Annotated in this window: 27 protein-coding genes; 16 read left to right on the forward strand and 11 right to left on the reverse strand. The window is 44.7% G+C overall.

What is annotated here, in order from left to right; all coding sequences use genetic code 11:
* Positions 1–348: 348 nt before the first annotated feature.
* The 5 genes from ACP2WE_RS24730 to ACP2WE_RS24750 form a co-directional block, all read right to left on the reverse strand.
* Complete coding sequence (locus tag ACP2WE_RS24730; protein ID WP_425218187.1) at positions 349–1581, reverse strand: AAA family ATPase; 1233 nt, start codon at positions 1579–1581, stop codon at positions 349–351.
* A 179-nt stretch (positions 1582–1760) separates the two neighbouring features.
* Positions 1761–2318, reverse strand: a complete 558-nt coding sequence (locus tag ACP2WE_RS24735; RefSeq protein WP_425218188.1) for a Uma2 family endonuclease — start codon at positions 2316–2318, stop codon at positions 1761–1763.
* 71 nt (positions 2319–2389) lie between these two features.
* Positions 2390–3154 (reverse strand): hypothetical protein, encoded by a 765-nt coding sequence (locus ACP2WE_RS24740; protein WP_425218189.1) that lies wholly within the window; start codon positions 3152–3154, stop codon positions 2390–2392.
* Between the two features lie 236 nt (positions 3155–3390).
* Positions 3391–3612 (reverse strand): Calvin cycle protein CP12, encoded by a 222-nt coding sequence (locus tag ACP2WE_RS24745; protein ID WP_425218190.1) that lies wholly within the window; start codon positions 3610–3612, stop codon positions 3391–3393.
* A gap of 75 nt (positions 3613–3687) precedes the next feature.
* Positions 3688–4590, reverse strand: coding sequence for a 4-hydroxybenzoate solanesyltransferase (locus tag ACP2WE_RS24750; protein ID WP_425218191.1), 903 nt, complete (start codon positions 4588–4590; stop codon positions 3688–3690).
* A gap of 123 nt (positions 4591–4713) precedes the next feature.
* Between ACP2WE_RS24750 and ACP2WE_RS24755 the strand changes: the two genes are divergently transcribed.
* The 12 genes from ACP2WE_RS24755 (at position 4714) to ACP2WE_RS24810 (ending at position 12463) form a co-directional block, all read left to right on the forward strand.
* Positions 4714–5367 (forward strand): hypothetical protein, encoded by a 654-nt coding sequence (locus ACP2WE_RS24755; protein ID WP_425218192.1) that lies wholly within the window; start codon positions 4714–4716, stop codon positions 5365–5367.
* Positions 5368–5425: 58 nt separating this feature from the next.
* Positions 5426–6586 (forward strand): MSMEG_0565 family glycosyltransferase, encoded by a 1161-nt coding sequence (locus ACP2WE_RS24760; protein WP_425218193.1) that lies wholly within the window; start codon positions 5426–5428, stop codon positions 6584–6586.
* Between the two features lie 46 nt (positions 6587–6632).
* Entirely contained in the window at positions 6633–6920 is a 288-nt protein-coding gene (locus ACP2WE_RS24765; RefSeq protein WP_425218194.1) for an MSMEG_0570 family nitrogen starvation response protein, read from the forward strand.
* 136 nt (positions 6921–7056) lie between these two features.
* The gene (locus tag ACP2WE_RS24770) at positions 7057–8214 is read left to right on the forward strand and encodes a GGDEF domain-containing protein (RefSeq protein ID WP_425218195.1); all 1158 of its coding nucleotides are present in this window, start codon (positions 7057–7059) and stop codon (positions 8212–8214) included.
* An 8-nt stretch (positions 8215–8222) separates the two neighbouring features.
* Positions 8223–9335, forward strand: coding sequence for an AI-2E family transporter (locus tag ACP2WE_RS24775; RefSeq protein ID WP_425218196.1), 1113 nt, complete (start codon positions 8223–8225; stop codon positions 9333–9335).
* A 60-nt stretch (positions 9336–9395) separates the two neighbouring features.
* A complete protein-coding gene (locus tag ACP2WE_RS24780) occupies positions 9396–10127 on the forward strand; it encodes a gamma-glutamylcyclotransferase (RefSeq protein ID WP_425218197.1) in 732 nt (243 codons plus the stop codon).
* A gap of 2 nt (positions 10128–10129) precedes the next feature.
* Positions 10130–10612, forward strand: coding sequence for an acyl-CoA thioesterase (locus ACP2WE_RS24785; protein ID WP_425218198.1), 483 nt, complete (start codon positions 10130–10132; stop codon positions 10610–10612).
* 106 nt (positions 10613–10718) lie between these two features.
* Positions 10719–11027, forward strand: a complete 309-nt coding sequence (locus tag ACP2WE_RS24790; RefSeq protein ID WP_425218199.1) for a hypothetical protein — start codon at positions 10719–10721, stop codon at positions 11025–11027.
* The gene (locus ACP2WE_RS24795; protein WP_425218200.1) at positions 11028–11291 is read left to right on the forward strand and encodes a type II toxin-antitoxin system RelE family toxin; all 264 of its coding nucleotides are present in this window, start codon (positions 11028–11030) and stop codon (positions 11289–11291) included.
* A gap of 41 nt (positions 11292–11332) precedes the next feature.
* Complete coding sequence (locus ACP2WE_RS24800; RefSeq protein WP_425218201.1) at positions 11333–11704, forward strand: VanZ family protein; 372 nt, start codon at positions 11333–11335, stop codon at positions 11702–11704.
* A gap of 208 nt (positions 11705–11912) precedes the next feature.
* Positions 11913–12134 (forward strand): element excision factor XisH family protein, encoded by a 222-nt coding sequence (locus tag ACP2WE_RS24805; protein ID WP_330485881.1) that lies wholly within the window; start codon positions 11913–11915, stop codon positions 12132–12134.
* On the forward strand, positions 12122–12463 hold the full coding sequence (locus ACP2WE_RS24810) for a XisI protein (protein ID WP_425218202.1): 342 nt from the start codon (positions 12122–12124) through the stop codon (positions 12461–12463). The genes ACP2WE_RS24805 and ACP2WE_RS24810 overlap by 13 nt, the downstream gene beginning before the upstream one ends.
* Positions 12464–12634: 171 nt before the next feature.
* Here the strand turns inward: ACP2WE_RS24810 and ACP2WE_RS24815 are convergent, their stop codons facing one another.
* The 5 genes from ACP2WE_RS24815 to ACP2WE_RS24835 all read right to left on the reverse strand — a co-directional run bounded on the left by ACP2WE_RS24815 (position 12635) and on the right by ACP2WE_RS24835 (position 18815).
* Complete coding sequence (locus ACP2WE_RS24815) at positions 12635–13480, reverse strand: sulfurtransferase (RefSeq protein ID WP_425218203.1); 846 nt, start codon at positions 13478–13480, stop codon at positions 12635–12637.
* An 82-nt stretch (positions 13481–13562) separates the two neighbouring features.
* Positions 13563–15266 carry a diflavin flavoprotein gene (locus ACP2WE_RS24820; protein WP_425218204.1) on the reverse strand — a complete coding sequence of 568 codons (1704 nt, stop codon included), beginning with the start codon at positions 15264–15266 and terminating at the stop codon, positions 13563–13565.
* Entirely contained in the window at positions 15256–15954 is a 699-nt protein-coding gene (locus ACP2WE_RS24825; protein ID WP_425218205.1) for a Uma2 family endonuclease, read from the reverse strand. The genes ACP2WE_RS24820 and ACP2WE_RS24825 overlap by 11 nt, the downstream gene beginning before the upstream one ends.
* 84 nt (positions 15955–16038) lie before the next feature.
* Complete coding sequence (locus tag ACP2WE_RS24830) at positions 16039–17004, reverse strand: hypothetical protein (RefSeq protein WP_425218206.1); 966 nt, start codon at positions 17002–17004, stop codon at positions 16039–16041.
* 74 nt (positions 17005–17078) lie between these two features.
* Complete coding sequence (locus ACP2WE_RS24835) at positions 17079–18815, reverse strand: diflavin flavoprotein (protein WP_425218207.1); 1737 nt, start codon at positions 18813–18815, stop codon at positions 17079–17081.
* Positions 18816–19099: 284 nt separating this feature from the next.
* On the opposite strand from ACP2WE_RS24835, the gene ACP2WE_RS24840 reads away from it, so the two are divergent.
* The 3 genes from ACP2WE_RS24840 (at position 19100) to ACP2WE_RS24850 (ending at position 21629) form a co-directional block, all read left to right on the forward strand.
* A complete protein-coding gene (locus ACP2WE_RS24840; protein ID WP_425218208.1) occupies positions 19100–19600 on the forward strand; it encodes a phosphoribosyltransferase in 501 nt (166 codons plus the stop codon).
* Positions 19601–19720: 120 nt separating this feature from the next.
* Entirely contained in the window at positions 19721–20581 is an 861-nt protein-coding gene (locus ACP2WE_RS24845; RefSeq protein WP_425218209.1) for an Rpn family recombination-promoting nuclease/putative transposase, read from the forward strand.
* Positions 20582–20756: 175 nt separating this feature from the next.
* Complete coding sequence (locus tag ACP2WE_RS24850) at positions 20757–21629, forward strand: Rpn family recombination-promoting nuclease/putative transposase (protein WP_425218210.1); 873 nt, start codon at positions 20757–20759, stop codon at positions 21627–21629.
* Positions 21630–21843: 214 nt separating this feature from the next.
* Here ACP2WE_RS24850 and ACP2WE_RS24855 read toward each other — a convergent pair whose 3' ends face one another.
* Positions 21844–24372, reverse strand: coding sequence for an NACHT domain-containing protein (locus tag ACP2WE_RS24855; RefSeq protein ID WP_425218211.1), 2529 nt, complete (start codon positions 24370–24372; stop codon positions 21844–21846).
* Positions 24373–24566: 194 nt separating this feature from the next.
* Here ACP2WE_RS24855 and ACP2WE_RS24860 point away from each other — a divergent pair, with 194 nt between their 5' ends.
* Positions 24567–24743 (forward strand): hypothetical protein, encoded by a 177-nt coding sequence (locus ACP2WE_RS24860; RefSeq protein WP_425218212.1) that lies wholly within the window; start codon positions 24567–24569, stop codon positions 24741–24743.
* Positions 24744–24930: the final 187 nt, after the last annotated feature.

Raw genomic sequence — 24930 nt, forward strand, 5'->3', positions numbered from 1 at the left:
AAGGCTTCTTTTCTATGCATTTTCTCTTTTAAATTAAGATTTTTCTTTCCTTTCCAAAATACCTCTTCCTTTTTTCTTGATTTTTATTCTCTTTTGGGTTCTCATGAATAATGCAGGCTAGGGCTTTCAGCCCTTTAGAAACCTATGCACTTCTAGTGCATAGTGGTTGAGTTGAATTTGCAACAGATCGAGATTTGAGTTTCCCGTGTCACGCGGTCTGTCAAGAACAATGTGTTGAATTGCTTTTTGAAACGGGTATCATCAATCAAAAATTTACAGCATGTAAAAATTTATGCAGCTTTTCTCTAAAAGCTATTTCAGTAGCTCCTTCGACTAAAACAGCTATTTTCATGGACGACCACCGATCACATTCATCGCCCAAACTTGATCGAGCGTGTAATCTTCCAGCCATTTATCTAAATTTAGCGTGTCAGCCCATGTCATTTTTGCCTCGCCTTCTTCGAGATCGCAAATCAGGACTTCATGGGGCTCAAGAAATCTAATCAGCCGATCTGAGTGGGTTGCAACGATCAGTTGTGTGTGTTTTGCTGCTTCTCTCATGAGATAAGCTAAGTGCCTGAGTAATTCAGGGTGTAAACTCACTTCTGGTTCATCTATGAGTGTGATGGTTGTCAAATTTTGGCTTTGCAAAAGTGCCACCAACCAAAGAAATCGGAGCGTTCCCTCTGACAATTCGTGTATGTAGATCGGTTGAGAAAAATTTCTATCCTTCCAAGTCATAGAGATAGTTCCAGCAGCAACTGGTGGAAAGTTTAATCGCTCAAAATCTGGGAATGCAGCAGAAATAATACTTTCAAGCATTTCAAAGCGATCGCGATCGCTTTCCCGTAGGTCGTAGAGACAGGAAACTAAATCTTCACCTCTTGCTCCAGGTAACTTTGCTGGTCGCATTGCTTGAGGCAAACGAATTGGGCTTTTCTCTGAAACATCCAGCGCTCCATAATAGGTACAGGAAGCAAGACTCTTTCTCAACTTTTCAGGTTCTTGATACATTTTCGGAACTTGAGAAAGCGAAGTTTCAAGATAGTTATGTTCCCAATTTGGAGTTAGAGATTCGCCATTTTTAAAATATTTAACGTCTAAGCCATAGGAATCAATATATTTAAACGATTCTTTTACCTTTTGCGTGATTTCAGACTCAGTTTCTGTTAGATCTTCTCTTCCTGCGTATTGTGTGACTCGTATTACAGCCTCCTCTTTCGCTTCTCTTTTTATTGAGGGCTGCAGTGTTAATGACTCATTCCTAATTTCATAGGATAAACCTTTAGGAGATATAGCTAAACCATATTGCAACGTTCCTTGTTCTGGAATTCCCATTGAAAGTGCTATTTCTAGGTTCTGAGATCTCCCCCTAGTTAAAATCTCGTTTAGCCCACCTTTATTTTGCAATGCGTCATGTAATTTCCCATTGGCTGAAGCAGCTAGGGTTGAAAGCATATCTAAAAAAGAGATCTTCCCCGATCCATTTGCACCGATCATCACGGTGAGATCTCTCATTTCAAGATCGACATCTTGAAGGCGACGAAAACCTTTTACAGATATGTTCCCAAGTTTATCCATGCGTTTGACCATTATGATTAATCAAGAGCCAATGACCTAATCTTCGCTGTTTGGGTCATTCACAGTATATCTGCCTTAAAACCTTTAAATTGGGGCATTCTTTAAGCAGGCTGATGGGAGTGGGCGAAGATGGTGTTTAGAGCCTTTAAATCATTTGCTTCGGTGCGATCGCATCGCAATCAAAACCCAAACAATTCCTTGACACTCACAACAATTCCTTCCAGCGTAGATATAGAGAGACTTTCGCCACCTTGATATTGCTGAATCGTTGTATAGCTTTGCGCTACAGGATCGCGATAAACTTCTATGTTTCGATCGGGTAAATTTACAATCCAGACCTCAGGAATTTTTGAGACAGCATAGAGGGGGATTTTTACTTCGCGATCGAACTTCAGCGTCGTGTCAGAAACCTCGATGAGTAGAAGGATATCTTGAGGAATGGGATGCCCTCCTTTATAGAAATCATCGCGGTATTTGACGATCGCTAGATCGGGTTGCGGCTCAGATAAATCACCGAGGATAATGGGATTTTGCGATCGCACATCAGCCATCGATGGCAGCCGTAAAACAAACAATCGCACCAGATACGACACGCAAGCGGCGTGTAAAAGCCCTATCGGCGACATTTCTAAGATTTCCCCATCGAGTAATTCCGTGCGTTCTCTAAGGATCTGCGCCTCACCCATTTTGTGATATTCCTCAACGGTAAAGCGATGTCTAATCGGTAAAGTAACCATAGGTTTAGAATAGCTATCTTCGTTATTGGGTAGAGCAAAGAGGCGCGAGTCCAACAAAGACGAAAGTATGCTCAAAACAAATTAAATCGCTGTAAATGGGTTGCGATCGCATTCGGCAGTTGCTTGACTAAAGACTTCACATCCTTGGCGACCATGCGCTGGTAGATCGGTAGATCGAAGGGAAATGTGGCATCTTCTTCGCGATCTTGGATTTGAATTAACAGAATTTGTTCGAGCCGCTTGGCTTGGAGCGCATAGCCCACCTCTACGCAGACTTGAGGACTGAGCAACAATTGTGGCGGATCTGTGGGGGTATAGGCAACAGGCGTAACGTCACCGACGAATAGCATACAGCGCTTGAGCCTTGCCATTACGGCACTTTTGAGCTTGATCGGTTCGTCCGTGAGGCGATGAGCCTGCTCTAGGCTGAGGGGAATTCGGGCTTTTTTGTTAATGTCCGCGATCGCTGTCTCTAAAGCCGCAAAAATTACTTCACTGGAATGGGGGTATTGGTTTTGGTAGCTAAAAAAGATTGTGGGCTCGAGATGAGCCATGATTTCTTGTTTGGTGAAATAAATCTCATGACTGATCAGGTCAATGTTGGCAATAATATAGCTGCCACTGCCCTCGATATAAAACTCGATGGTTTCGCCTGCAAGATAGCGCTGAAACCATTCTGACTCTTGCACCACCTGACTTTCATCGAGAAAATCAACTCTAAGCGCAGATTTGAGCAAACTATTTTTGGCAAGACGCAAATCGTGGGGGCGACTGGTTAGCGATCGCAAAGGTTCATATTCGGGTACATACCAAGCCTTTAGAGGAATGATCGCCATAGTGCTTCCGTCCTTACGCGGTCTAACGGGTACTTAAAAAGTTCTGTAGGGGCTAAATCTATCACATTTAATTTATTTGGTGATACAGATATTTGGCATAAATCTTGGACTAGCACCCACGAAAATATCTGTAGAGTCTGGCATTACCCCACAGATATTAATAAATTTCTTAATTAGAGAAATTTCTAAGATTTTGCAACTCGGAAGCTTTGCTTCGCGATCGCTAATCAACAGATTTAGTCATCGTAGATACGGCATTCAGCAGCATCGGGATTATCTTCACAATAAATTTCTAAAGAATTCTTGCCCTTCGCTTGCTTTTGGTGTGCAGCCTCTGCTTGTAACTCTTCAACCGTGTCCCAAGCCACGGCACATTCTTTAGAGTTTGCGCCTGATGCATCACAGGCTTCTCTAGCATTCTGCAATTCTTCTTGGATCTTTTCTTGAATGTTGCTCATGAATTTATTATACGCTCACAATTCGATACTAACAGAATCACACTGTAGCTAGGGTATGTCCTGAGGCTGAAAACCTTACCAAAAACTTAAGTTTTGCAGTTCTGGAGTTAACATGCCAACCAAAACAATAAAGCCAATCCAGACATTTTGTCCGAATGCCTTCTGGTAGATACTTGCAGGTATTTCTACCTTGGATAGTTGTTGACTCTGCCAGATCCATAATAACCCTGCTATCCCACAGGTAACGTAGTGAAAATAACCTAAATGCAGATCCCAGCCCAGCCAAATCAAACAACCAAGCGCGATCGCATAGAAAGTTGCGATCGCACCAGTTACATAGTCACCAAAAAAGATGGCGCTGGACTTAACACCGACCTTTAGATCGTCCTCGCGATCGCTCATGGCATAGACGGTATCAAAACCCATTGCCCAAGCCACAGTCGCCGCCCACAGCCCCCAAGCATGTAAATCGAGAGACCCTGCGATCGCTGACCAAGGAATCAAAACGGCAAAGCCCCATGCTAAAGCTAAGACCAACTGGGGCACGGGAAACACGCGCTTACAAGCAGGATAAATCGCGATTACAGGCACGGCGGCAAAGCACAACCCAAAACTAAGCGGATTTAAATAGGTTGCCAGCAAGAAGGCACAGAGGGTTGCTACGAGTAACACAACAACGCCAACCTTGATCGAAAGCGATCGCTCGGCGAGGGGACGATTTTTCGTGCGTTCTACCAGTGGGTCAATGTCCCGATCCCAGAGGTCGTTAATTACGCAACCTGCGGCACTGGTCGCTAAGGTTCCTAAGATCGCCACAACCAACAGATCCAAAGGTGGCAGTTTTGACTGGGCGTGCGATGCCACAACCAGCGACCACAAAGCGGGGATCATTAAAATTAGCCGTCCTGCGGGCTTATTCCAGCGCAAGAGTCGAATGATTTTTTGTAAGGTGGATTCTGGGGCGATCGCTGAGGTCATAAAACAATTTTAAAATGCACGATGAAGAAGGTAGGGATGATATGAACTATTGTAAATCTGAATTATCTGAAAAATTAGCGGAAAGGGTAAAATCCAGACACAGCAAATCCAAGAGCAAAAACTATGTCTGTAGAAAGTACGATTCAGGCTTTCGCGCAACTCCAAATCGATCGCAGTCAGCTTTTTTTAGCGGAGGACAAGGTAGAACTAGAGAAACTCTTTGCTAGTTTGCCAAACGACTACAATGCGATCGCCGATGCCTTGAGTAATTGGTGCCGATCTCGATCGGCAATCTACGATGCGCTGTTAGATAGACTGGAAGCACTAGTTGAGCCTTTCATTGCGACAGGACGACAACCTCATCACTCGTATTTGCACTCTCTTTTAGCTCAACTAACAGAACCTCCCGGAGAAGATGCGACCCTACAATTGAAGATGAAATACAAGTTGCAATCTGAGAAAGGAAAAGCATTTTATCGTTTACGCAAGAGCACTGTTGAACCAGTCTTTGTATCATCAAAGCATCTATGGGATTTCGTCAGTTCTCTCGGATTTTTAGCAGCACAAGAATTTACAAACTATTGCCTTGATTCTGCTAAATTTGTGAATCCAACTCTAGAAGACTATCTTCAATCAAAAGAAAAAGCCTCTATGTATCCAGATCAGACAATCACTCTTGTGGATGCCACAATAGCAATTCTTTCAGAAAAAATGAACTTGCCTGTATGGACATACGATTACCATTTTGATGTTATGGGAACTCCAGTATGGCGATAGTTTTCGATTTGATAATCCATCACAAAAGGCTTTCAATATTGATGCAATCAGCGGAGAAATGAAAAAGCAACATCAATTGCGCATCGCTTTACTCACCTATGCTACCAAGCCGAGAGGGAGTGTCATCCATACATTAGAACTTGGCGAAGCATTACAGAAGTTGGGACATCAAGTTTGCATTTATGCTTTGGATAAAGATGGCACTGGATTCGATCGCGTTCTATCCTGCGAAGCCCAATTTATCCCCGCCAAGCCTGCTCCTTCTGATATTGACACGCTGATTCAGCAACGCATTCAGGAATTCGTTAGCTACCTCAGTCAATCTGAGCAAACCTATGATTTTTACCACGCCCAAGACTGTATCAGTGCCAATGCCCTAGCCATTCTGCGGCAACAGCAAAAAATTCACCACTTTGTTCGCACCGTTCATCATATCGAGGACTACAACAGTCCCTATCTCCAGCAATGCCAAGATCGCTCCATTCGCGAAGCTGAGCTTTGTCTGTGCGTGAGTGAAGGATGGCAAGTCCAACTCCAAAAGCATTATCAAATCCACGCGCCACGAGTGCTTAACGGCATCAATACGCAGCGATTTTCCTCACAACCTGGCGGTTTGGAATCCCAACTCAAACAGAGATTTGGACTGATGGGTTCGCCCATTTATCTCACGGTAGGCGGCATCGAACCGCGCAAAAACTCGATCGCACTCTTACAAGCATTCGCACGAGTATTAGCAGACTGTCCTGATGCCCAGTTAGTTATTGCTGGCGGCGCAACCCTATTCGATTACCAAGCCTATCGCGCCGAATTTTTCGCTCGCGTCCAAGACCTAGGGATTGACATTGGTAAGTCTCTAATCGTAACGGGTGGGATCCCTAATGACGAATTGCCCTCGCTTTATCGTTGTGCCGATGCCTTTATATTTCCCTCTGTCAAAGAAGGTTGGGGACTAGTGGTGTTAGAAGCGATCGCATCAGGATTACCCGTTCTTACCTCCAATATTCCACCCTTTACGGAATTTCTATCTCCAGAACATGCTTTGCTCGTCGATCCCAATGATTCAAATGCGATCGCAGCGGCAATGCAAGCGATCGTCCAACCCGATCGCGCTCTTTCCCTAGCAGCAAACAGTCAGTCCATTCTGAACTACTACACTTGGGAAACTACCGCTAAAATGCATGTAGAATGCTACGACCAACTTCTTGTAAAGCTTGGCTGAGCGGAGTCGAAGCCAGCAGCACCTGAAAACTAACCATCTTAAATCTATGCCCGAAATTAACTTTCAAATTACTTGGCCCGATGGCTCCGAAGAAACCTGCTACTCTCCCTCTTTGGTTGTGAAAGAGTACTTTAGCCAAGATGAGGATTACGAATTAGCTGATTTTGTGGAACGGGCGCGGACAGCCCTGAATATTGCCAGCGATCGCGTCAAAGCCAAATACGGTAGACCCTGTGGTTTGGCGATCGGACAACTCCAAGCGATCGAACTCAAAGCCGCCAAGTATGCATCTCTTCTCGATCCAAAGGTAAAATTTATTCGGTTTATGGAGTGATGGTACAGCGAAACACATGGCAAAGATCTCTGAGTGTTGCACTTCATTCTTGAATTAGCGGATAATTATTGATGCGTGATTTTGCCTCCTATGGGTGATATCGAGCTGATGTGCTTCGATACCAATCCTAAAGCTCATGAATCTTGATTTTCAAACCATCGCTCTTTTAGTCAGTCTCTCAGCCATAATGCAGTCAATCGTACTGACTTTTTTGTGGTTTTTAGCAAATAAATATCAAGGCATTAGCACCTTTACAATCGGCAGAATTTTATCGGCAACAGGCTTTATGCTTGCCTCAATGCGATCGCTCTTTCCCCCTTTGTTCACAGTTTTAGGGGCAAATTTATGTCTGCTTGCGGCACTATCATTCTCTTGTGTTGGTATTGGACAATTTGTCGGTAGGAAAAATCATTATTCCCATCTAATTACGCTGAATGTGGTATTTGTAATTATTCAGGCTTACTTCGCTTTTGTAGATGAAAACTTCTTTGCCAGAACGCTTAGCCTTTCCTTGTTTTCCTTGCCCGTTTTGCTATTGACTGCTTACTACTTATTTCGATGCCGCGATCGCAACTTTCTGATCTCAGCCCGATTTACATTGGTTATCATCATCTTATTCACCATACTCTCAGTGGTTCGTGTGATTCTTCTATTCAAAAACACTCCCACCAGCATATTTGAGCCAAATGGCGCAAATGCAATCTCATTTCTCGGAACTTTTGCCTTTGGCTTTTTATGGACTGGGGGGTTCATGATGATGGTCGTACAACGCCTTTATCAGGAAGTAAATATACTTGCAAGTGTGGATGTGCTGACGCAATCACTCAATCGTCGGTCAATGCTACAGCATTTAAATCAAGAAGTTACACGCTTTGAGCGGACGAAAACACCCTTTTCGCTGATTTTATTGGATGTTGATTTTTTTAAGCGGATTAACGACACCTATGGACATGATGGCGGTGACTTGGTGTTAACGCATCTGGCTAGTACCATGCAACAAAAATTGCGTAGTTACGATCTACTCAGTCGTTGGGGCGGTGAAGAATTTTTGGTATTGTTACCCAACACCTCCTTACAGAAGGCGGAGGAGATTGCCGAACGGTTGCGTGCGACAGTTGAGGCAACTCCTGCGGGTGATGGAACCATCCGCAATACCATTAGTTTGGGTGTAGCAGAGATTGCCAAACATGGCAACTCAATCACAAGCCTGATTACTGCTGCCGATCGCGCACTTTATCAAGCAAAACAAACTGGACGCAATCGCGTTGTCGTTGCTTCTGATAGTAATTTATAGGGATAGGCGTGGCGAATCAAAAGTCTCTGTTTTGGCGGTATATAAGACGAATTGCGATTGCGATCGTCGCAGTTTATCTCGTATTTCGACTGCGTCAAACCGTGCAACTGCTCTTAACTAGCCTGTTTTTCGCAGGAGCCATCACTCCCCTCGTGCAGCAAATGACCGACTTTCGGTTTAAAATCAGAAATAGGTGGGTTTTGGGTTTAAATCGTGGCTGGGCAGTAGGAATTATCTATACCGTTTTTCTGACGGTGTTACTGATTACAATCGCGCCCGCGCCCAAAATCCTGTCTGAGTTAGGTCAATTTTTGACCCAGTTCCCCGATTTAGTCGATCGCATTCGCGTCCCTAAAGATGGTTCATTTTTAGGCATGACCCAGCAGCAACTCAATAATCTCTTACAAAAGAAACCTTTGCTCGATCAGGTGCAAATTTGGGGCAGAGATATTGCAGGGCAGGCTGTAGATACGACATTAAAACTGTTTAATGCTTTGGGGATTGGGCTTTTGAGTATGTTGATCACGGGCTATATGGTGGTCAATTCCGAACAGTTGCTCGATCGCGTGTTGAGTCCTTTTTCTCCAGAAATTCAACATGAAGTTAGAGAACTAATTCCACCGGTTACCCGTTGTCTGGGGGCTTATGTTTTAGGCAAAATTGGCACATCGACGCTATTAGGATTTTGCATCTATTTGACTCTGACATTTTTTGACGTACAGTTTGCGGGAGCTTTGGGGCTACTCGTGGCGGTGGCAAATTTAATTCCCTATGTTGGTGGTTTTTTGGGGTTGATTCCGATCGCGATCGCGGCGTGGAGTTTAGGTACAACCCAAGTCTTTTTTGCGGTGTTTATTTGCTTTACGCTCCAACAAATTGAGGCGTTTTTCTTACAACCTTGGCTGGTCGCTCCCTATCTCAACCTCGATCCCTTTGAACTTTTGCTTTCGATTATTATTGGGGCGGAGTTGTTGGGGGTTGTGGGAGCGTTAATTGCCCCACCCGTGGCAGGTGTGGCTCGAATTATGTTTAATCGCTTCTATCAAAAATATCGCGATAGTAATTTAAATTCGTCAGAGCCAGAGAAATTTGACAAACCACCAGATAAGCCCATGGAATAACGGCTCAAACCCTTAATCTGTAAGTACAAAGCATCTTCAATCTTTGGAATTTACGCTCAAATGCTCAATCGCTCTCTTTGGTTCAATCAGCTCGATCTATTATCTATCTTCCAGATCTTAGGGGAGCTTAATTCGATTCGGAAATCCAAGCAAAGACAGAATTTGTCAACGAGAGAACGAGGCGATCGCTTGCTAAATCTCGTCAATCGCATCAGCGATCGCACCCAACATTTTTATCGAAATTCCAGTAATGGATTTGAGCGGGAATTCAATCGATTGCTTGAGTGTGGTGAAGCCTTATCGACAAAGGCTATTGACGAATTTTTAAACTATTTTAGCGAGGACTCTCAAACCAAGATTTGTACGAGCTACGGCATAAGCAGTTTTTCGGATTTAGCTCCTCCGTTCGCGCTCGATGTTTGCATGGAAGTATGGATCGATCTGCTGTTCGATTTCCCCTCACAACGCCTTGCCGTGTATGGCACATTAGCACCCGACCAGTCCAATCATCATATTCTCAAACCAATCTTGGGTAAATGGCATGATGGTTTTTCTGTATATGGGAATCTCACAACCTATAAAGGATATCCATTTCTGATCTTAGATCGAATCGATCTAGAGATAGATCAACCCAATATCAAGATTAAGCTGTTTAGTTCGAGCGATTTACCCGCACACTTCGATCGCATTGATGCGTTTGAGGGAGAAGATTACCAGCGAGTTCTCATCCCGATCTTTGATGCTGCTGGGTTTGCGATCGCCAATATTTATCAAGGAATTACCAACGGTTAATTATGCCATTTGCTTATCACCGCACGATCCATTTCCAAGATACCGATGCCGCAGGTGTGGTTTACTTTGCCAATATTTTAAGTATTTGCCATGAGGCCTATGAAGCTTCTCTAATCACTGTGGGTATCGACCTAAAATCGTTCTTTCGCAATCCTAATTTTGCCATTCCGATCGCTCACGCCGATATTGATTTTTACAAGCCAATGTTTTGTGGCGATCGCATTGTTGTCGAACTAACTCCCCAGCAATGCGATCGTCAAGAATTTGAGATTCACTATAGAATCTTTGCAGACCTAAGCGAATCTTTAGATATCCAAGAAAAGAATCCTGCGAATTCGACCGATTCCAAACCTCTCTGTAAAGCTTTCACAAGGCATGTTTGCATCAACCCATCCACGAGAACTAGAGCGGAGATATCTGCTGAAATGGAACAATGGTTGCAAACTTGGAAAGAACGCAGTATTGATAGCCCAAAAGCTAGTTAAGAGTTGAGGGTTAAATGATTTGAAAAGCCAGTACATGCTAGATTAGGGTAAAATCAGACATAGATAGCAGTTATGCTGTCTTACCTTTTAGCTCTTGGTTAAAATCATGGCAAAGTTAACCGTTGACTTAGCAACTTTAGCAGAAGTATTGGGAACTACTCCCGATCGCTTTTTAGCGTGGTTAAAACGCGAATATTTGCATAGTTTACTCTACTTCAACGACACGCCGCAGATTTCTATTTTTACACTTGCGCGGATTCTTGATACTACGCCAAGAGAATTAGCTGATTTTTTAGAAGAAGCCGATATGGAAGATCGCTTAGACTTGAAAGATGCTTTAGATGCGATCGCTGAGTCGGAAAGATTAGGGGAGCAACCAATTCCTTGGGAATCGGTGGTGGGAGAGTTAGTATAGATGTCCTATGAAATTCAGATATTGCCAAAGGCGGTGAGACAATTAAAAGCCTTATCGATTGAAGTTCGTCAGGATATATCCCTTACGATCCAATCATTAGCAAATGAGCCAAGACCCATTGGAGTCAAAAAACTATCAGGCGAGAAGGATATCTATCGTGTCAGGGTAGGAAACTATCGCGTTCTCTATAAAATTATTGATAAAGTTTTGGTTGTTGTGGTTGTATCAGTTGGTCATCGCCGCGAGGTTTACCGCGATCGCTAGTTGCTCTAAGCACATTTCCTTTTTACGCTAAAATCTTTCTCATGAAATCTAGCCGATTAATCTGGAAAATTCTTTTTGCAAGTTATTGGATTGTATTCACAGCGATCGTTGTGCTTGCCTATAACCACGCCCTGCCAGAATTTCTGACTAAGAATGATAAAGCTGGTCATGTGTTTTTGTATGGGCTAGCTACTTTTTTAGGACAGATGGCTGGGAATTATCGCACAGCCAAGTTTTGGTCTTGGGCATTACCTTTATTTCCATTGGTGTTTTCGATCTTCACTGTTGTCGAGGAGTTATGCCAATCGCTTTCGCCCAATCGCACTTTTGATATCGGCGATCTCGTTGCAAGTTGCACTGGTATCTTGATTGGATATGTTCTAGCAGAAATGAACAAACCAAAATCTGTCTAGTTTTGATTGGCTATATTGAAGCAATCAGAGGTTTGGTAGCGTTGATGTAAAGGAAGCAATCGCGTGCTTGAGGATGTATTGGAGGATGACTGACCATAAAGCCTACCTTTGCGATCGCGGCTAAGAGTTCAGTTGCTTTCTCTAAATTTCAGCTAAAATATTTTGATGTAACTGAAGTTGATTTCAAAGGTGCTGAATTTGATATGGAATAAGTAGCTCTGACTTTCACTTAGCGCATGGACAGTTTTTGGACTATCGGTATGCCTTAGAAGATGAAGATCCAGAGCGCGTTTTATATTTAGCTGTACCTCATTTTGTTTACCAAACTTTTTTTAATTTAGCTTTTATTCATAGTGTTGTACAACGAAGTCAATTGAAGCTTTTAATCTATAACTTAGAACAGGAGACTATTGAGCGATGGATAGAGTAACTGTTTATAGGCAATATATTCAACAGTTATTGCAAGCAAAGGCAAATCGTTCTATGCAATCCTCAAAGGAGGTTGAGGCTCAGACTATTTTTGATGTCGAGCGAGATCGTTACCAATTGGTCTATGTGGGTTGGAAGCGAAACGGAATAAGGGACTATGGATGTTTGTTACATCTAGATATTAAGGATGGAAAAATTTGGATTCAATATGATGGAACGGAAGATGGGATTGCTTATGAATTATTAAAATTAGGTGTACCAAATCAAGATATCGTATTGGGCTTTCAGCCTGCTAGAGTGCGCTCTGATACTGAGTTTGCTGTGGGTTAAGTTTATCCGTCTTCTCATCGTTATTATCGCGGATTAGACGGATTTTAGCGATCGCTTTTCTGTAAAGAAAGTTCAGATCTTGGCAGGCTATATTGAGGCAATTAGAGACTTGGTGGCGTTGATGTAATTGCCTAAACAATCGCTTTCACGTTAAATTTAGCTTGGCTGCACTCAATTCATGAGAGCATAGGAACACCAATCGCTCCAACTACCAGCATAGAGTTTGCCTGTCTCAATTCCAGCTAATTTCAGAGACAGCAGGTTCACGCAAGCAGTTACCCCAGAGCCGCAATAGACAATAATCTCATCTTTATCCTCGATCGCTTGCCACCGCGATCGCCGATCTGCCAAAACATAACCCTGACTATCCGTCACCTCTTGCCAAGGATAGTTTACAGCCCCAGGAATATGCCCCGCAATCGGATCGATCGGTTCTCTTTCACCTCGGTAGCGATCGCCTTCGCGAGCATCTACCAACGCCACATTCGGTAAATCTTTTTTCGCTTTGACAGTCTCAATATCGACAATGCGATCGCTTTGCAGGTTCGGAATGAATTCCACAGATGTTTTTAATGGAATTGGTAATTCTGTCGAAATGGGATAGGCTGCATTGCTCCACCCCGTAAAGCCACCGTCTAGAAGTGCGACGCGATCGTGCCCCAGATAGGATAGCAACCACCACAGGCGCGAGGCAAAAGCAAACCGCGAATCATCGTAGGCGATCACGAGTTTAGGATGCTCTCCAGAGCGAATGCCCATTTTAGAAAATTTTGCTGCCAACTGCTCTAGATTGGGTAATGGATGCCGCCCACCATGCTTTTGTACGGGACTGGATAAATCTCGATTGAGGTCGAGATAATGGGCATTGGGAATATGCCCAGCAAGGTATTGCTGACGCCCCAACTCAGGATCGGCAAGAGAAAAGCGACAATCGACAATCACAACTTGCGGATCGTCAAGATGCGATCGCAACCATTCCGCAGAGACGATTAAATCGGGAATAGAATCATCGAGCATAAAAACATTTATTATACATTCAAAATCCTGAAACTTATGCCTCATCGAACCTTCAAAACGGCTTACAGCTAATCGCTAACACCTAATAGTGACTTCCAGACTTGCGATAATGAACGGCAGCGAGTCCATTCGGTTGCATGACCTTACCATTTTCAATCACGCCATACACCAACCAATGATCGCCGCATTCCATGCGTTGAGCGACGCGACATTCTAAATAGGCAAGTGCATCTTTCAGAATGGGAGCGCCATTACTAGCTGGCTCATGGGCAACATCCACGAACCGATCTTCGCCGGGGGCATACTTTTTCATAAACTGTTTCTGAACCTGCTTGCCCTGTTCCAGAATATTGACCACAAAGCGATCGCCTTCATGCATAAAAGATTCGATCGCGCGTTCTTTGGCAACTGCTACTGTAAGTCCGGGGGGATTGAATGTGGCTTGCGAAATCCAAGAGGCTAACATAGCCGTGGAGAGATCGCCTTTGGCAACGGTAACCACACTTAAAGGCCCGACGATACGACCGATCGCTTGTTCTACAGTACTTCCGGGATTGAGCGTCGTGCGAACTTTTTTGGAGTCCTTTAATGCCTGAGCAAAATCCGTTCCCGTCTCTTCACAAAAGCGTAGGGTTTCTTGCGTGGGCGTGAATTTAATTCGGATTGGATCGAAAGCCAAGGTATAGCCAGCATCCTGTAGCTTATTGGCAATAATTTCTACGGCTTCCCCACTCCAGCCATAGGAACCAAATACCCCAGCTAAGTAACTCTTAGTCGCTGTAGCAAGGACAATTCCTAGAGCTGTCTGTACCTGTGTGGGAACATGCCCGCCAAGGGTGGGAGAACCAATCAGAAAGCCTGCCGACTTTTCCACCGCTGCTTTAATCTCAGAGGGACTGGCATGTTCGCAGTTGATCGACTCAACTGCCACGCCTGCTTTGATAATTCCTGCTGCTAAAGCATTGGCTAGGGTTGCCGTGTTGCCATAGGCAGAAGCATAGAGAAGTGTCACAGAAATATTTTGCTTGGTCTGCACTTCGCTCCATTGACGATAGAGATTCACAAGTTCGTGCAATCCATAACGTAACATCGGTCCATGCCCAGGGGCATAAAAACTGGTCGGCAAATCCGCAATTTTATCCAGTGCTGCTTCGACTTGACGGGTCTGATTTGCCATCAAACAATCGAAATAATAGCGTCGATCTTCCAATAAAGAAGACCAACCTTCGTCAAACACCTGATCGCTACAGATATGGGCGCCAAATAGCTTGTCGGTATAGAGGATCTGGGTCTTGGTGTCGTAGGTACAAAGGCTATCAGGATAGCGCGGTGTTGAGGTCGGGATAAATTGGAGCGTGTGACCTTTACCTAAATCTAAGACTTCCTCACCTCGCACCACTTTAATTTGAGGTTCGTAGTCCGTGAGGGCATTCCGTAAAGCGATCGCGCCCGGATTTGTACAGACAAACTGAATGCGATCGTTAGACTCCATCAGAGCCTTGATTGTCTCGATCCGATTGGGGTTGACATGCCCTAACACGACGTAATCAATTGACTTCAAGTGGATACGTCGTTTGAGTTCGTCCAAATAGATTTCTGTAAATGTGCCACCGGGGGGATCGATTAAGGCATTTTTGTCCGCTTGAATCAAAAAAGAATTGGCGGTAGTGCCGCGCTCTAAGGCATATTCAATCTCAAAACGGAGGCGATTCCAGCTTCTAGAGCGAATTGCTAAGGTTTCTGCGCCAACCGAAAACACCTGAACGTCGCGGGGTTTAGTTTGCATTCTCTATAGACTCCATAGAATTTGATTTACGTTGTTGGATTTGGGCGCGAACCCAATCTCGGAAAGCAATTTCCGCTTCCACTTCATCAATTTGGCATTGTGACAAAAAATCATAAAGTGTGGACTTTTCAATCAATGGGAAGGTAGGGCTTGTTTCTACCTCTTGATATTTGCCATCCTGAAGCTGATAGATGTAAAGAGAGCGTCCGTTGTATCGCCAAAACTCCGAAACACCTAACTGGGCGTAGAGTGCGGGTTTGTTAATATCCGTATGGGTAATATCGACTTCTACAACCAAGTCAGGGGCGGAATCTTGTTGCAGATTGACGATTTTTCCAGCGACTTTCGGTTGATTTTGAATGTAGTAGCCGTTATCGGGTTCAGTGCCTTTCAATAAATCTGGGCGATCGAGCGTCATTGACCCCATCGTCTTGACTTTTAACCCGAGTTCGACAATTAGAATAATAATCAGGCGTTCTATTAGTCTTCCAGAATTTTCATGTCCTTCTAAGGGCATTCTAATCTCCAATGTACCTTCGTCATAGGTTAGTCGAGCATAACGGTGGTCGCCCATCGCTTCTAAAATTTGTTGGTAGCTATCCCAACTGAGATTATAGAGATAGACTCTTTGGGCGTTAGGAAGCGGTGGGGTTGCTGTGACGACTGGAGATGGGGCTGTACTGACCATAATTTTCCACTGACTGAATTCCGACGAGAGGGATTACCCCACCCTAGCCCTCCCCTTGCAAAGGGGAGGGAACTGGATTAGATGTCAAACCAACTCGCGGAGTTTTGCTTGATGTTCCTCTTGGGTGATGCGACCTGCGGCGAGGTCTTCGCTGAGGGCTTTTACCTGGGGTTCGATTTCCTTTTGTTTGGCAGCGATCGCTTCGGCTTTATCTTTATAGACAGATTCTCCTTCTTTCTTGGCGTTTTTGAAGGCTTCCTTTAGGCGAAAGGCATCCATTTCGCAGCCACTGGCAAAGTATTGATTGGCGACTTTACCAATTGCCCAAGTGCTGGCAAAGGCTGTAGTTGCACCAACGACGATGCCGAATACGGGAACTAACTTCGCTAAGTTACTTACGGCAATGCGCGTACCCGTCATGCCCAGACTGCCAAACAAAGCTTTTTTCAAATCTGCACTCTGGTGGGCGCGATCGTAGCCCCAACGTTCGCCGATCGATTGCACCAGATCTAATTGGTTCCAATAGACATAAACATCAAAAGCGATCGAGATTCCAGGTAATGGGAAAGCACCGAGGACGGCATTAAAAAAGCAGGCATCCGTGATCTCATTTTCAACCTCGATTTCTCGCTTTACAGGATCGGTGATTTGCTGTACCTGCTGAGAAATCGTCGATTTTTTCGATTTGCGTTGCAAATTTTTCAGCCATTCTTCTTTACCCCAGAGACGCGAGGTTGTAAAAGTGGCTCCGATTTTCTCGAGCAACTCTTGTTCCTCTGGGCTACAATCACCGTCGATATTTGCCATCGCAAAAGCTGACTGATAAGCCAACTCTTGGGCTGTATCGCTAGTAATATGCGTCAAAAGCTCGTCCACTTCTACTTGCTCGGAAAGCAGGCTATCAACAGTTACTCCCTCAGGTAGTTGGATTTCCGAAAAGGCTTCGGTAATACTATTGCGTTCTTCATCCAGTAATTTACCGTCTGCATTTGCCATACATACAAGTAATTTAAAGCTGGCTAAGACTTCTTGTTGATTTACGGCTGACATCAGATCCTCCTTTTTGATTGACCTTTTGACTAGAAACCCTAGATCTAAGATTTCTGCCTCTATGGTCGCATTCCTTAGTAGTGATTGCCAACCTTACGGTGGTGTGTTGCCGAAAGTGCATCTGCCTTAGACACGCGACCAACATCGGCGGTAGCATAGACGATCCAGTGATCGCTACACTCCATGCGACTGACCACCGTACATTCCATAAATGCCAGCGCATCGGTCAAAATCGGCGCACCATAGGTGGAGGCTTGGGTTTTCACGCCTTCAAATCGATCGGCCCCAGGGGCAAACCGCTTCAGAAAATGCTGCATCAGCTTTGTATAGTTGCCTTCTTCTAGAACATTCAGCACAAAGCGATCGCCGACATGCATCAGAGACTCGATCGCCCGATCCTTTGCCACGGCGATCGATAAGCCTAGGGGTTTGAAGCTGGTTTGGGCAACCCACGAGGCAAGCATGGCGCTCTTGACCTCGCCCTTAGCGGCAGTGATGATATACAACCCACCTGCAATCCGTCCCAATGCCTTATCGAGCTCGGCATCGATCGCTTTCATTTGCTTGATCGTTTCTTTGCGTTTGAGCACCTGACCTAAGTCCGTACCCGCCTCATCGCAAAGCTGATAAGTAGACTCATGGGGCTGCTCTCGGACGCGAATCATTGGAAATGCAGGTGTTAAACCCAGATCTTTAAATTTATTATTGAGCAGATCGATGGACTGATCTTCACCGCCAAAGGCTTCGTAAATCCCAAAGGCTTGTTTCTCTTTGACAACACCCATAATCGTACTTAAGGCAGTCTGCGCAGTCTCATGAGATTCTGGAGAGGTACAAAGGACGACACCCGAAGCCTGACTGACCAGTTCGCGCACTTCTTGCAGATCGGTGGCTTTGAGATCGACCATTTCTACAGCTACGCCTGTTTTGATAATGCCCTTGGCGATCGCCTGCGATAGGCGATCGCTGTAACCGTAGTCCGAAACGTAACAGACCACTGCGGTGGTTTCGCCCTTGGTCTGGTCTTGGCTCCATTTGCGATAATTGCCAGTCAACTCAACCACGTTATAGCGCAGCAGGGGCCCGTGACCGTTGGCAATGATGTCGATCTTGGGCAAATCGTCCATGCGTTTCATCGCTGCCAAGACCGATCGCGCGTTTGGCCCCATCAAACAGTCGTAGTAAAACCGATAATCGGGGGCGATCGCTTTAAGATCTTCGTCAAAGGTATGCTCGTTGCAATAGTGCATACCAAACACATCGCAGGTAAACAGCACCCCCGTGCCATAGTCATAGGTAAGCATTGTGTCGGGCCAATGCAGGTTGGGCGCACTCACAGATTGCAAAATATGCCCCTTCCCTAGGTCTATTTGGTCGCCATTTTTCAGAATCTGTTGCTTAAAGGGTTGGTGAATTAGGTCGCTGAGAAATTGCAAGGCGACTTTTGTGCCGACAACGGTGACGTTGGGCGCAAGCGCTAAGATATCGCTCACGAGACCGCTATGATCGGGTTCGGTATGGCTGATCGCCAAATAGTCAATCGTGGCAGGATCGATGTTTGCTTTAAGCGTGTCGAGGTAGAGCGATCGAAATTTGGCATGGGATGTATCGACCAGCGCAATCTTTTCGCCGCGAATGATATAGGAGTTGTAGGTCGTGCCATTTTGCAAGCCAAACTCAATGTCAAACCGATCTCTGTCCCAGTCAAGCGATCGCAGTGTGGTCGTATCAGGAGCAATTTCACCGACCTGCATCGTCAATCTGCGTGCCTTTGCTTCAGAATTGGCTGGATTTGCCACAGCAGCTACCATGATTTTGCCTCCTGTAATTTTTAAACCTGTGTTTGAATCGGGATGAATGAAAAGTTTAGATATCGTATGAATATGCTTCCAGTGTAATGCTTCTGGCAAACTGAGTCTAATCAGTAATTGCGATCGCACACATTACAGAAATCTATTATTATCGCAATATGCATAGAATTGAATCTATCTTTAGATGAGTATTAATACTTACTTAACATACGATCGTATTATGTCACAATCTTCACACCCCTATCTAACTGCCCTGCAAGCAGTTGCTTTACCAGATTAGAACCATGACCGAACTGCATATTTCTTGGGACGACTATCACGCCAAAATCGAACAACTCGCTGTCAAAATTTATCAATCGCAATGGGAATTCAACCAAATTCTCTGTCTGGCAAGGGGGGGACTCAGAATCGGGGATATTCTCTCTCGCATTTACAACCAACCTTTAGCGATTCTCTCGGTGTCTTCTTACAGCGGGGAAGACGGGAATGTTAGGGGGGAACTGCATTTTGCCCGTAGTATTACGATGTCAACCAAGCAATTAGGCGATCGCGTCTTGCTCGTAGACGATCTGGTGGATTCGGGCGTGACGTTAAAGGAAACTTTGGTGTGGCTAAAGCAACATCCTGAATATGCGATCGCGGATGTCAAAACCGCCGTGCTTTGGTATAAGGCATGTTCGGTGATTACGCCAGATTTTTATGTCGATTATCTCTCTGACAGTCCTTGGATTCATCAACCCTTTGGGCGTTACGAACAGATAAAACCAGAGGATTTACTTCCCTAAAGCATCAGGACAAAGTTAAATAGCAAGTTAACCAAGTCCTCTATCATTGCGATCGCCTTGGCATAAAACTAGTGGAATCCTAGTTTGCCGTATAGCCGTCTTATCTATCCATCCTGTCAAATGCGAACCGATACGATATTTTTTCAGCTTTTCCAAACCTTTGATACGCTTTTGTTTGAGTTGGTTGGCTTACCACCTGAGTCTTCTCAAGACTACCAATTTACCTCGGCAGAAATCAAAGAGAAGGCATTCCGCATTGATGGGCTTTTCTTTCCCAAATCTACGGATAAAGCAATTTGGTTTGTGGAAGTGCAGTTTCAGCGCAAGCCTGAGTTTTACTGGGAATTTTATGGTGAAATTTTCTTGTACTTGAGCCAATATAAGCCTCAACAGGACTGGAGAGCCGCCGCGATTTTTCCCAAACGCAGTATCGAGCCTGACCTACCGATACAGTATCGCGAACTATTTGAAAGTGGACGCATCGAACGCATATACCTTGATGAGTTGACACCAAATACGTCGCTACCGATCGGGATGGTGCAATTGGTCATTGCTTCTGAAGCTGAAGCTGTAGATTTAGCAAGGCATCTTGTGTCGCAAACTCAGCCAGCAGATCGAGAAAAAGTGATAGAATTTATCGAGACTGTTCTGGTGTATAAGTTTCCGCAAATGAGTCGAGATGAGGTGCAAGCCATGTTTACGCTAAGCGACTTAAAGAAAACAAGAGTTTATCAGGAGGCTCTAGAAGAAGGCAGACAAGAAGGCAGACAAGAAGGCAGACAAGAAGGCGAAAAACTTGGTGAAAAACGCGGTCAAGTAACGATTATCTTAAGATTATTGACCAAAAAGTTTGGAGTAGTGTCACCATCGATCGCTGCAAAGATTGAGAAACTAACCTCGGCGCGATTAGAGAAACTGGCTGAAGCTTTACTAGATTTTGAGCATACTACCGACTTGGAAGCATGGTTGAATCTCCGCTAGGAATGTCGGCGATCGCTTGCTTTACCTCCCTAAAATGATCGCATTTCCCTGCTCGATCGCAGTCTGAAACTCCTCATCAAAATCAGCAGCTTACCTAAAAGAATCTTACGATCGAGCGCAACCAGCACAGGATTGAGTTCGCTAGGTGAAAGAAGCGAGCTATAATCAATTTTCTATGCGTACTGATACGATTTTCTTTCAACTGTTCCAAACCTTCGATCGCTTGCTGTTTGAGTTGGTGGGATTACCGCCTGAAGCCGCAGAGGGTTATCATTTCACGTCTGTTGAAATCAAGGAAAAAGCCTTTCGATTTGACGGCATTTTTGTCCCTGACTCCTTGAATAAAAACCTATGGTTTGTGGAAGTTCAGTTTCAAAAACGCGCCGAGTTCTATTGGGAATTTATCGGTGAAATTTTCCTGTATCTGAGTCAGTACAAACCCGAACATGATTGGCAAGCAGTAGCCATTTTTGCGAAACGCAGCGTCGAAACCAAGCCACCAAAGCAATTTCGGGAGCTGTTTGCTAGCGATCGTATTGTACGGGTGTATCTGGACGAGTTGCCACAGGATGAGTCGCTAAATCTCGGAATTGTGAAGTTGATCGTTGCTCCTGAGCGTGAGGCGATCGCGTTGGCGAAAAGGTTAGTAGAGCGAGTGGGGCAGAGCGATCGGGAAAGGGTGATAGAATTTATTGAGACTGTTTTGATGTACAAGTTTCCCAGAATGAGTCGCGAGGAGGTTGAGGCGATGTTTACATTAGGCGATCTAAAGCAAACACGAATATATCAAGAAGCAAAGCTAGAGGGTATGCGCGAGGGTGAAATACGCGGCAAGCAGATCGGTGAGCAAAGTGGTCAGCTACAGGGTCGGCAGCAGGGGCTAAAGCAGTTTGCTGTAAAGTTGTTGACGCGAAAGTTTGGTAAGGTGCCGGTGAAGACGGTTAAGCGCCTCGAAAAATTGTCGGCTGAGCAATTGGAGGAGTTGGCTGAGGCGGTGTTGGATTTTGAGAAGGTTGCGGATCTGGATGTTTGGTTAAAGGCGCGTTAGAGTTGATTTAATAGCGATCGCCAATAATTTGCAGAGTTAAACATTTGCACCACAATTTTTAAACGCCTCTCAAAAAATCTCTGTATACAAATGCTTTACCCTCTTTGATTTCTCCATTCAAAACTTAGACGGGCATCACGATTGAGATCCCCGACTTTTTTGTGAATTTGTAGAGTCACTTTGAAAGCGTAGAAAAAGTCGGGGATCTGGGCATTTATAATTTTTCCTCTTTCCTTTCTACTTTTTCCTTGTCCACGGGTAATAAGAGCGTTGCCTCGATCTCATCGCGGACTTGTTTGTTGACGTAGCTACAGTTCATGCACTCGACAAGAAAGAGATTAGCTTCGTAATACTTCTCGAGCAGTTTCACTTGCTCTGCCGTAAATTGCCAATCGTGACAGATGTTACGGAGATCGATACATACTTGACGCAATTCATACCTCCATTCCTCTCCATGATTCTTCCACCATTGATAGAACTCCTCTCGGTTGGTAGGTAGCTTGGACTTAAGCGCTTGTAGAGCTTGTTGCAATACATCATCAATCTCACGGTCGAGGTCAAGGGCAAAGTCGAGGGCGCGGGAGAGGTCAAAGGAGAGAGCTAGGTCGATGGCGTGGGCACGAGCACGGGCAAAGTCGAGGGCGCGGGAGAGGGCTAGGTCGAGGGCTAGGTCAAGTGCTGGGTCAAGGGTTGGGTCGTTGGAGAGGGCGAGATCACGGTCGAGGGCTGGGTCGAGGTCAAGAGCCAGATTGAGAGCTAGGTTGAGGGTATGGTCATTGGAGAGAGCGAGGTCGTGGACTTCAACATAAGCATAAAAAGCCCTAACAGCCTCAGCTTTATAGCCAAATTGTACGGAATTTATTTTTTGATTTACCCATTCCAGAAATGCTTGCAACTTCACATTATTAACCAACATTCCATCAATTCGTTCTTTCATCAATCGACAAAAGTCATCCGATCGTCGCAACATTTCTGCAGTCAGATAAAACACCTCCTTCCATTGCGGATCGATAAAATGCTTCATCAGCACTTCCAATTGCTGTCCCCGTTCGATTTCTCTCGCTGTAAAATATTCTTGAAAAGTCAAATGGGAAAAAGAATAGATGTTTCTTGCACGTTCTACTAGCAGACCGTGATGATGTTCGATCGCCTTTAGCACCACCTCACTATCAAGGCGAAGCACTTCAGGATCGGCAGAGGCTTCAGGTAGGTTGCAGATATAATCCTTAATTTGACGATGTAAATCCTCTTGCCGAAAGAAATATTCACCATTTGCAAAAGTATTAAAGGCAATGTGTCCCAGCATATCCTCTTTGTTTTGTGGCGAGAGGTGTTTGTAGATCTGCTCCCGTTCGATATCACGCTTGGCATCCCACTTTTTCATCAGGATTTCTAAGCCCTCATTATAAAGTTCCGATCGCTTCGGTGGGAAGTCATTACGCTCACCAAACACCAAACACAAGAGCGTCAGCAATAGAGGATTCGTGGCTAATTCCTTAACAGGTTTGTTATCCTTAAGCCTATCTAATAGCCGTTTCGCTATTGACTCATCCTTCTCTCGGAACCAATTATTTACAAAGGTTTCAATCTGCTGACTGTCAAAATCCGCAACCTCTACTTCTGTAAACTTCTCAAACTCATATTCTCGCGCTGCGATTCGACAGGTGATTGCAAAGCGATTATTGAGCCAATCTCTTGAAAAGCGATCAATGTCCTGCTTAACGCGCCTGTCATCTTCCTTCTTTACCTCATCCAAACCATCCAGCAAGATCAACGCCCTACCCTCTTTCAGCAAGCGCTTCACCGTATCTCCCGCCACCTCACGTTTTTGAAATTCTGTCAAAATGTAATTCTCTAGCGATGGCTGTTCTCTATCTTCGGCATAAGCCTTTAGCGTCACAAAAATCGGCACGAGTTCCCCATGAAACTTTCCAGCAAGACAAGACATCGCCAAATATTTCATAAAGGTCGTTTTCCCTGCCCCCGGTTTACCCAACACCACCAGCTTTTGAAATTCTGCAACTGCCTCAAGCCCTGTCACCCGTTCTTGAATTGTCCCCACTAAAAAACGGTCAAAATGTTCGCGAGTGCTAACATCCATCACCTCGTCATAACTAATCCGCCGCCGCCCAGTCACATCTTTGAGGATATTCACATCGGTATAAATTCGATCCAGATCGACAGGTTTCGTCATATCCAACACGCGCATCGTTCCACAGCGATAAGTCACATCTTCCGTGATTTTTGGCTTCACCTTTTGCACTAGGCTATCAAGTAAGCGATCTAATTCCTGTTTTGGACTTAGTAGACGATCCTCCAGTAATTTCTTCTGACGATCTAATTCCTGCTTTTGGGCTCGTAATTTATCAAGTCGTAATTTATCAAGTCGTAATTTATCAAGTCGTAATTTATCAAGTTGCAATTCATTTTCTTTGATTAATTTACTAAGTTCCGACAAATTTTCTTCTAACTCAGTAACTTTGGGTCTCACCTCTTGGATTCGCGATTCAAGGTTATCACTAACGACTTCATCACTCCGTATATCTCGCCAATCCAGTTCGAGAAATTTGCACAACTCTTCAAAATATCCCCTATCGATCGCCTCGCTCCTAAACAAAACCGTAATCACCGATCGCGAAATCCCCAGAGCATCAGCAAGTCCTTGTTGCGTGAACTCGCCCTGCTTCATTGCCTTTTTAATCTGCTTAATACCTTCTTCAGAAGCCCGTAGCGATCTTGTCATCTCTCAACCTCAACCAATTACAAATCATTTTGACATTTTTTTAAAGTCACGCAAAATTTGGGTTCAACCGTAGTGGCAATTCATGAATTGCCACTACGGCAGTTGCAGAAATCGCGCAAGTCACGCAAGTCATGCAAAGTCAGTCAAGCAGGCATATTTCATAGTGTTGGTATTGTTAATTCGGAGCAAAGATTATGTCAGCACAAGTTCAAAAACAAATCCCAACAGAAGCGATCGCTTCTATCGATACCACTCCCACACCCCCAAGCGCAAACCTAGCATTCGTCCGCGATCCAATTTTTTGGACAATTCTCGCCCTCGCCGTGCTAATTCGCATCATCCTAGACCGTCCATCCTCGGACAAAAAGTAGGAGCGTGTTTGAGAAGTTCTTGGAGCATCGCTTTAGGGTTCGATCCCCCCCAGCCCCCCTTGAAAAAAGGCAGGGCTGTTTCATTCTTGAGTAAATAGGAGAAAAGAAGTAAACCTAAAGGCAAAATGAGAGTATTTGCTTGATATTATGGCTTAAATGGCTAATTGCCTCCGTCAAAGCATCAAAA

The organism is Tumidithrix helvetica PCC 7403, from assembly GCF_965232925.1.
In the GTDB taxonomy this organism is placed as follows: Bacteria; Cyanobacteriota; Cyanobacteriia; order Pseudanabaenales; family Pseudanabaenaceae; genus Tumidithrix; species Tumidithrix helvetica.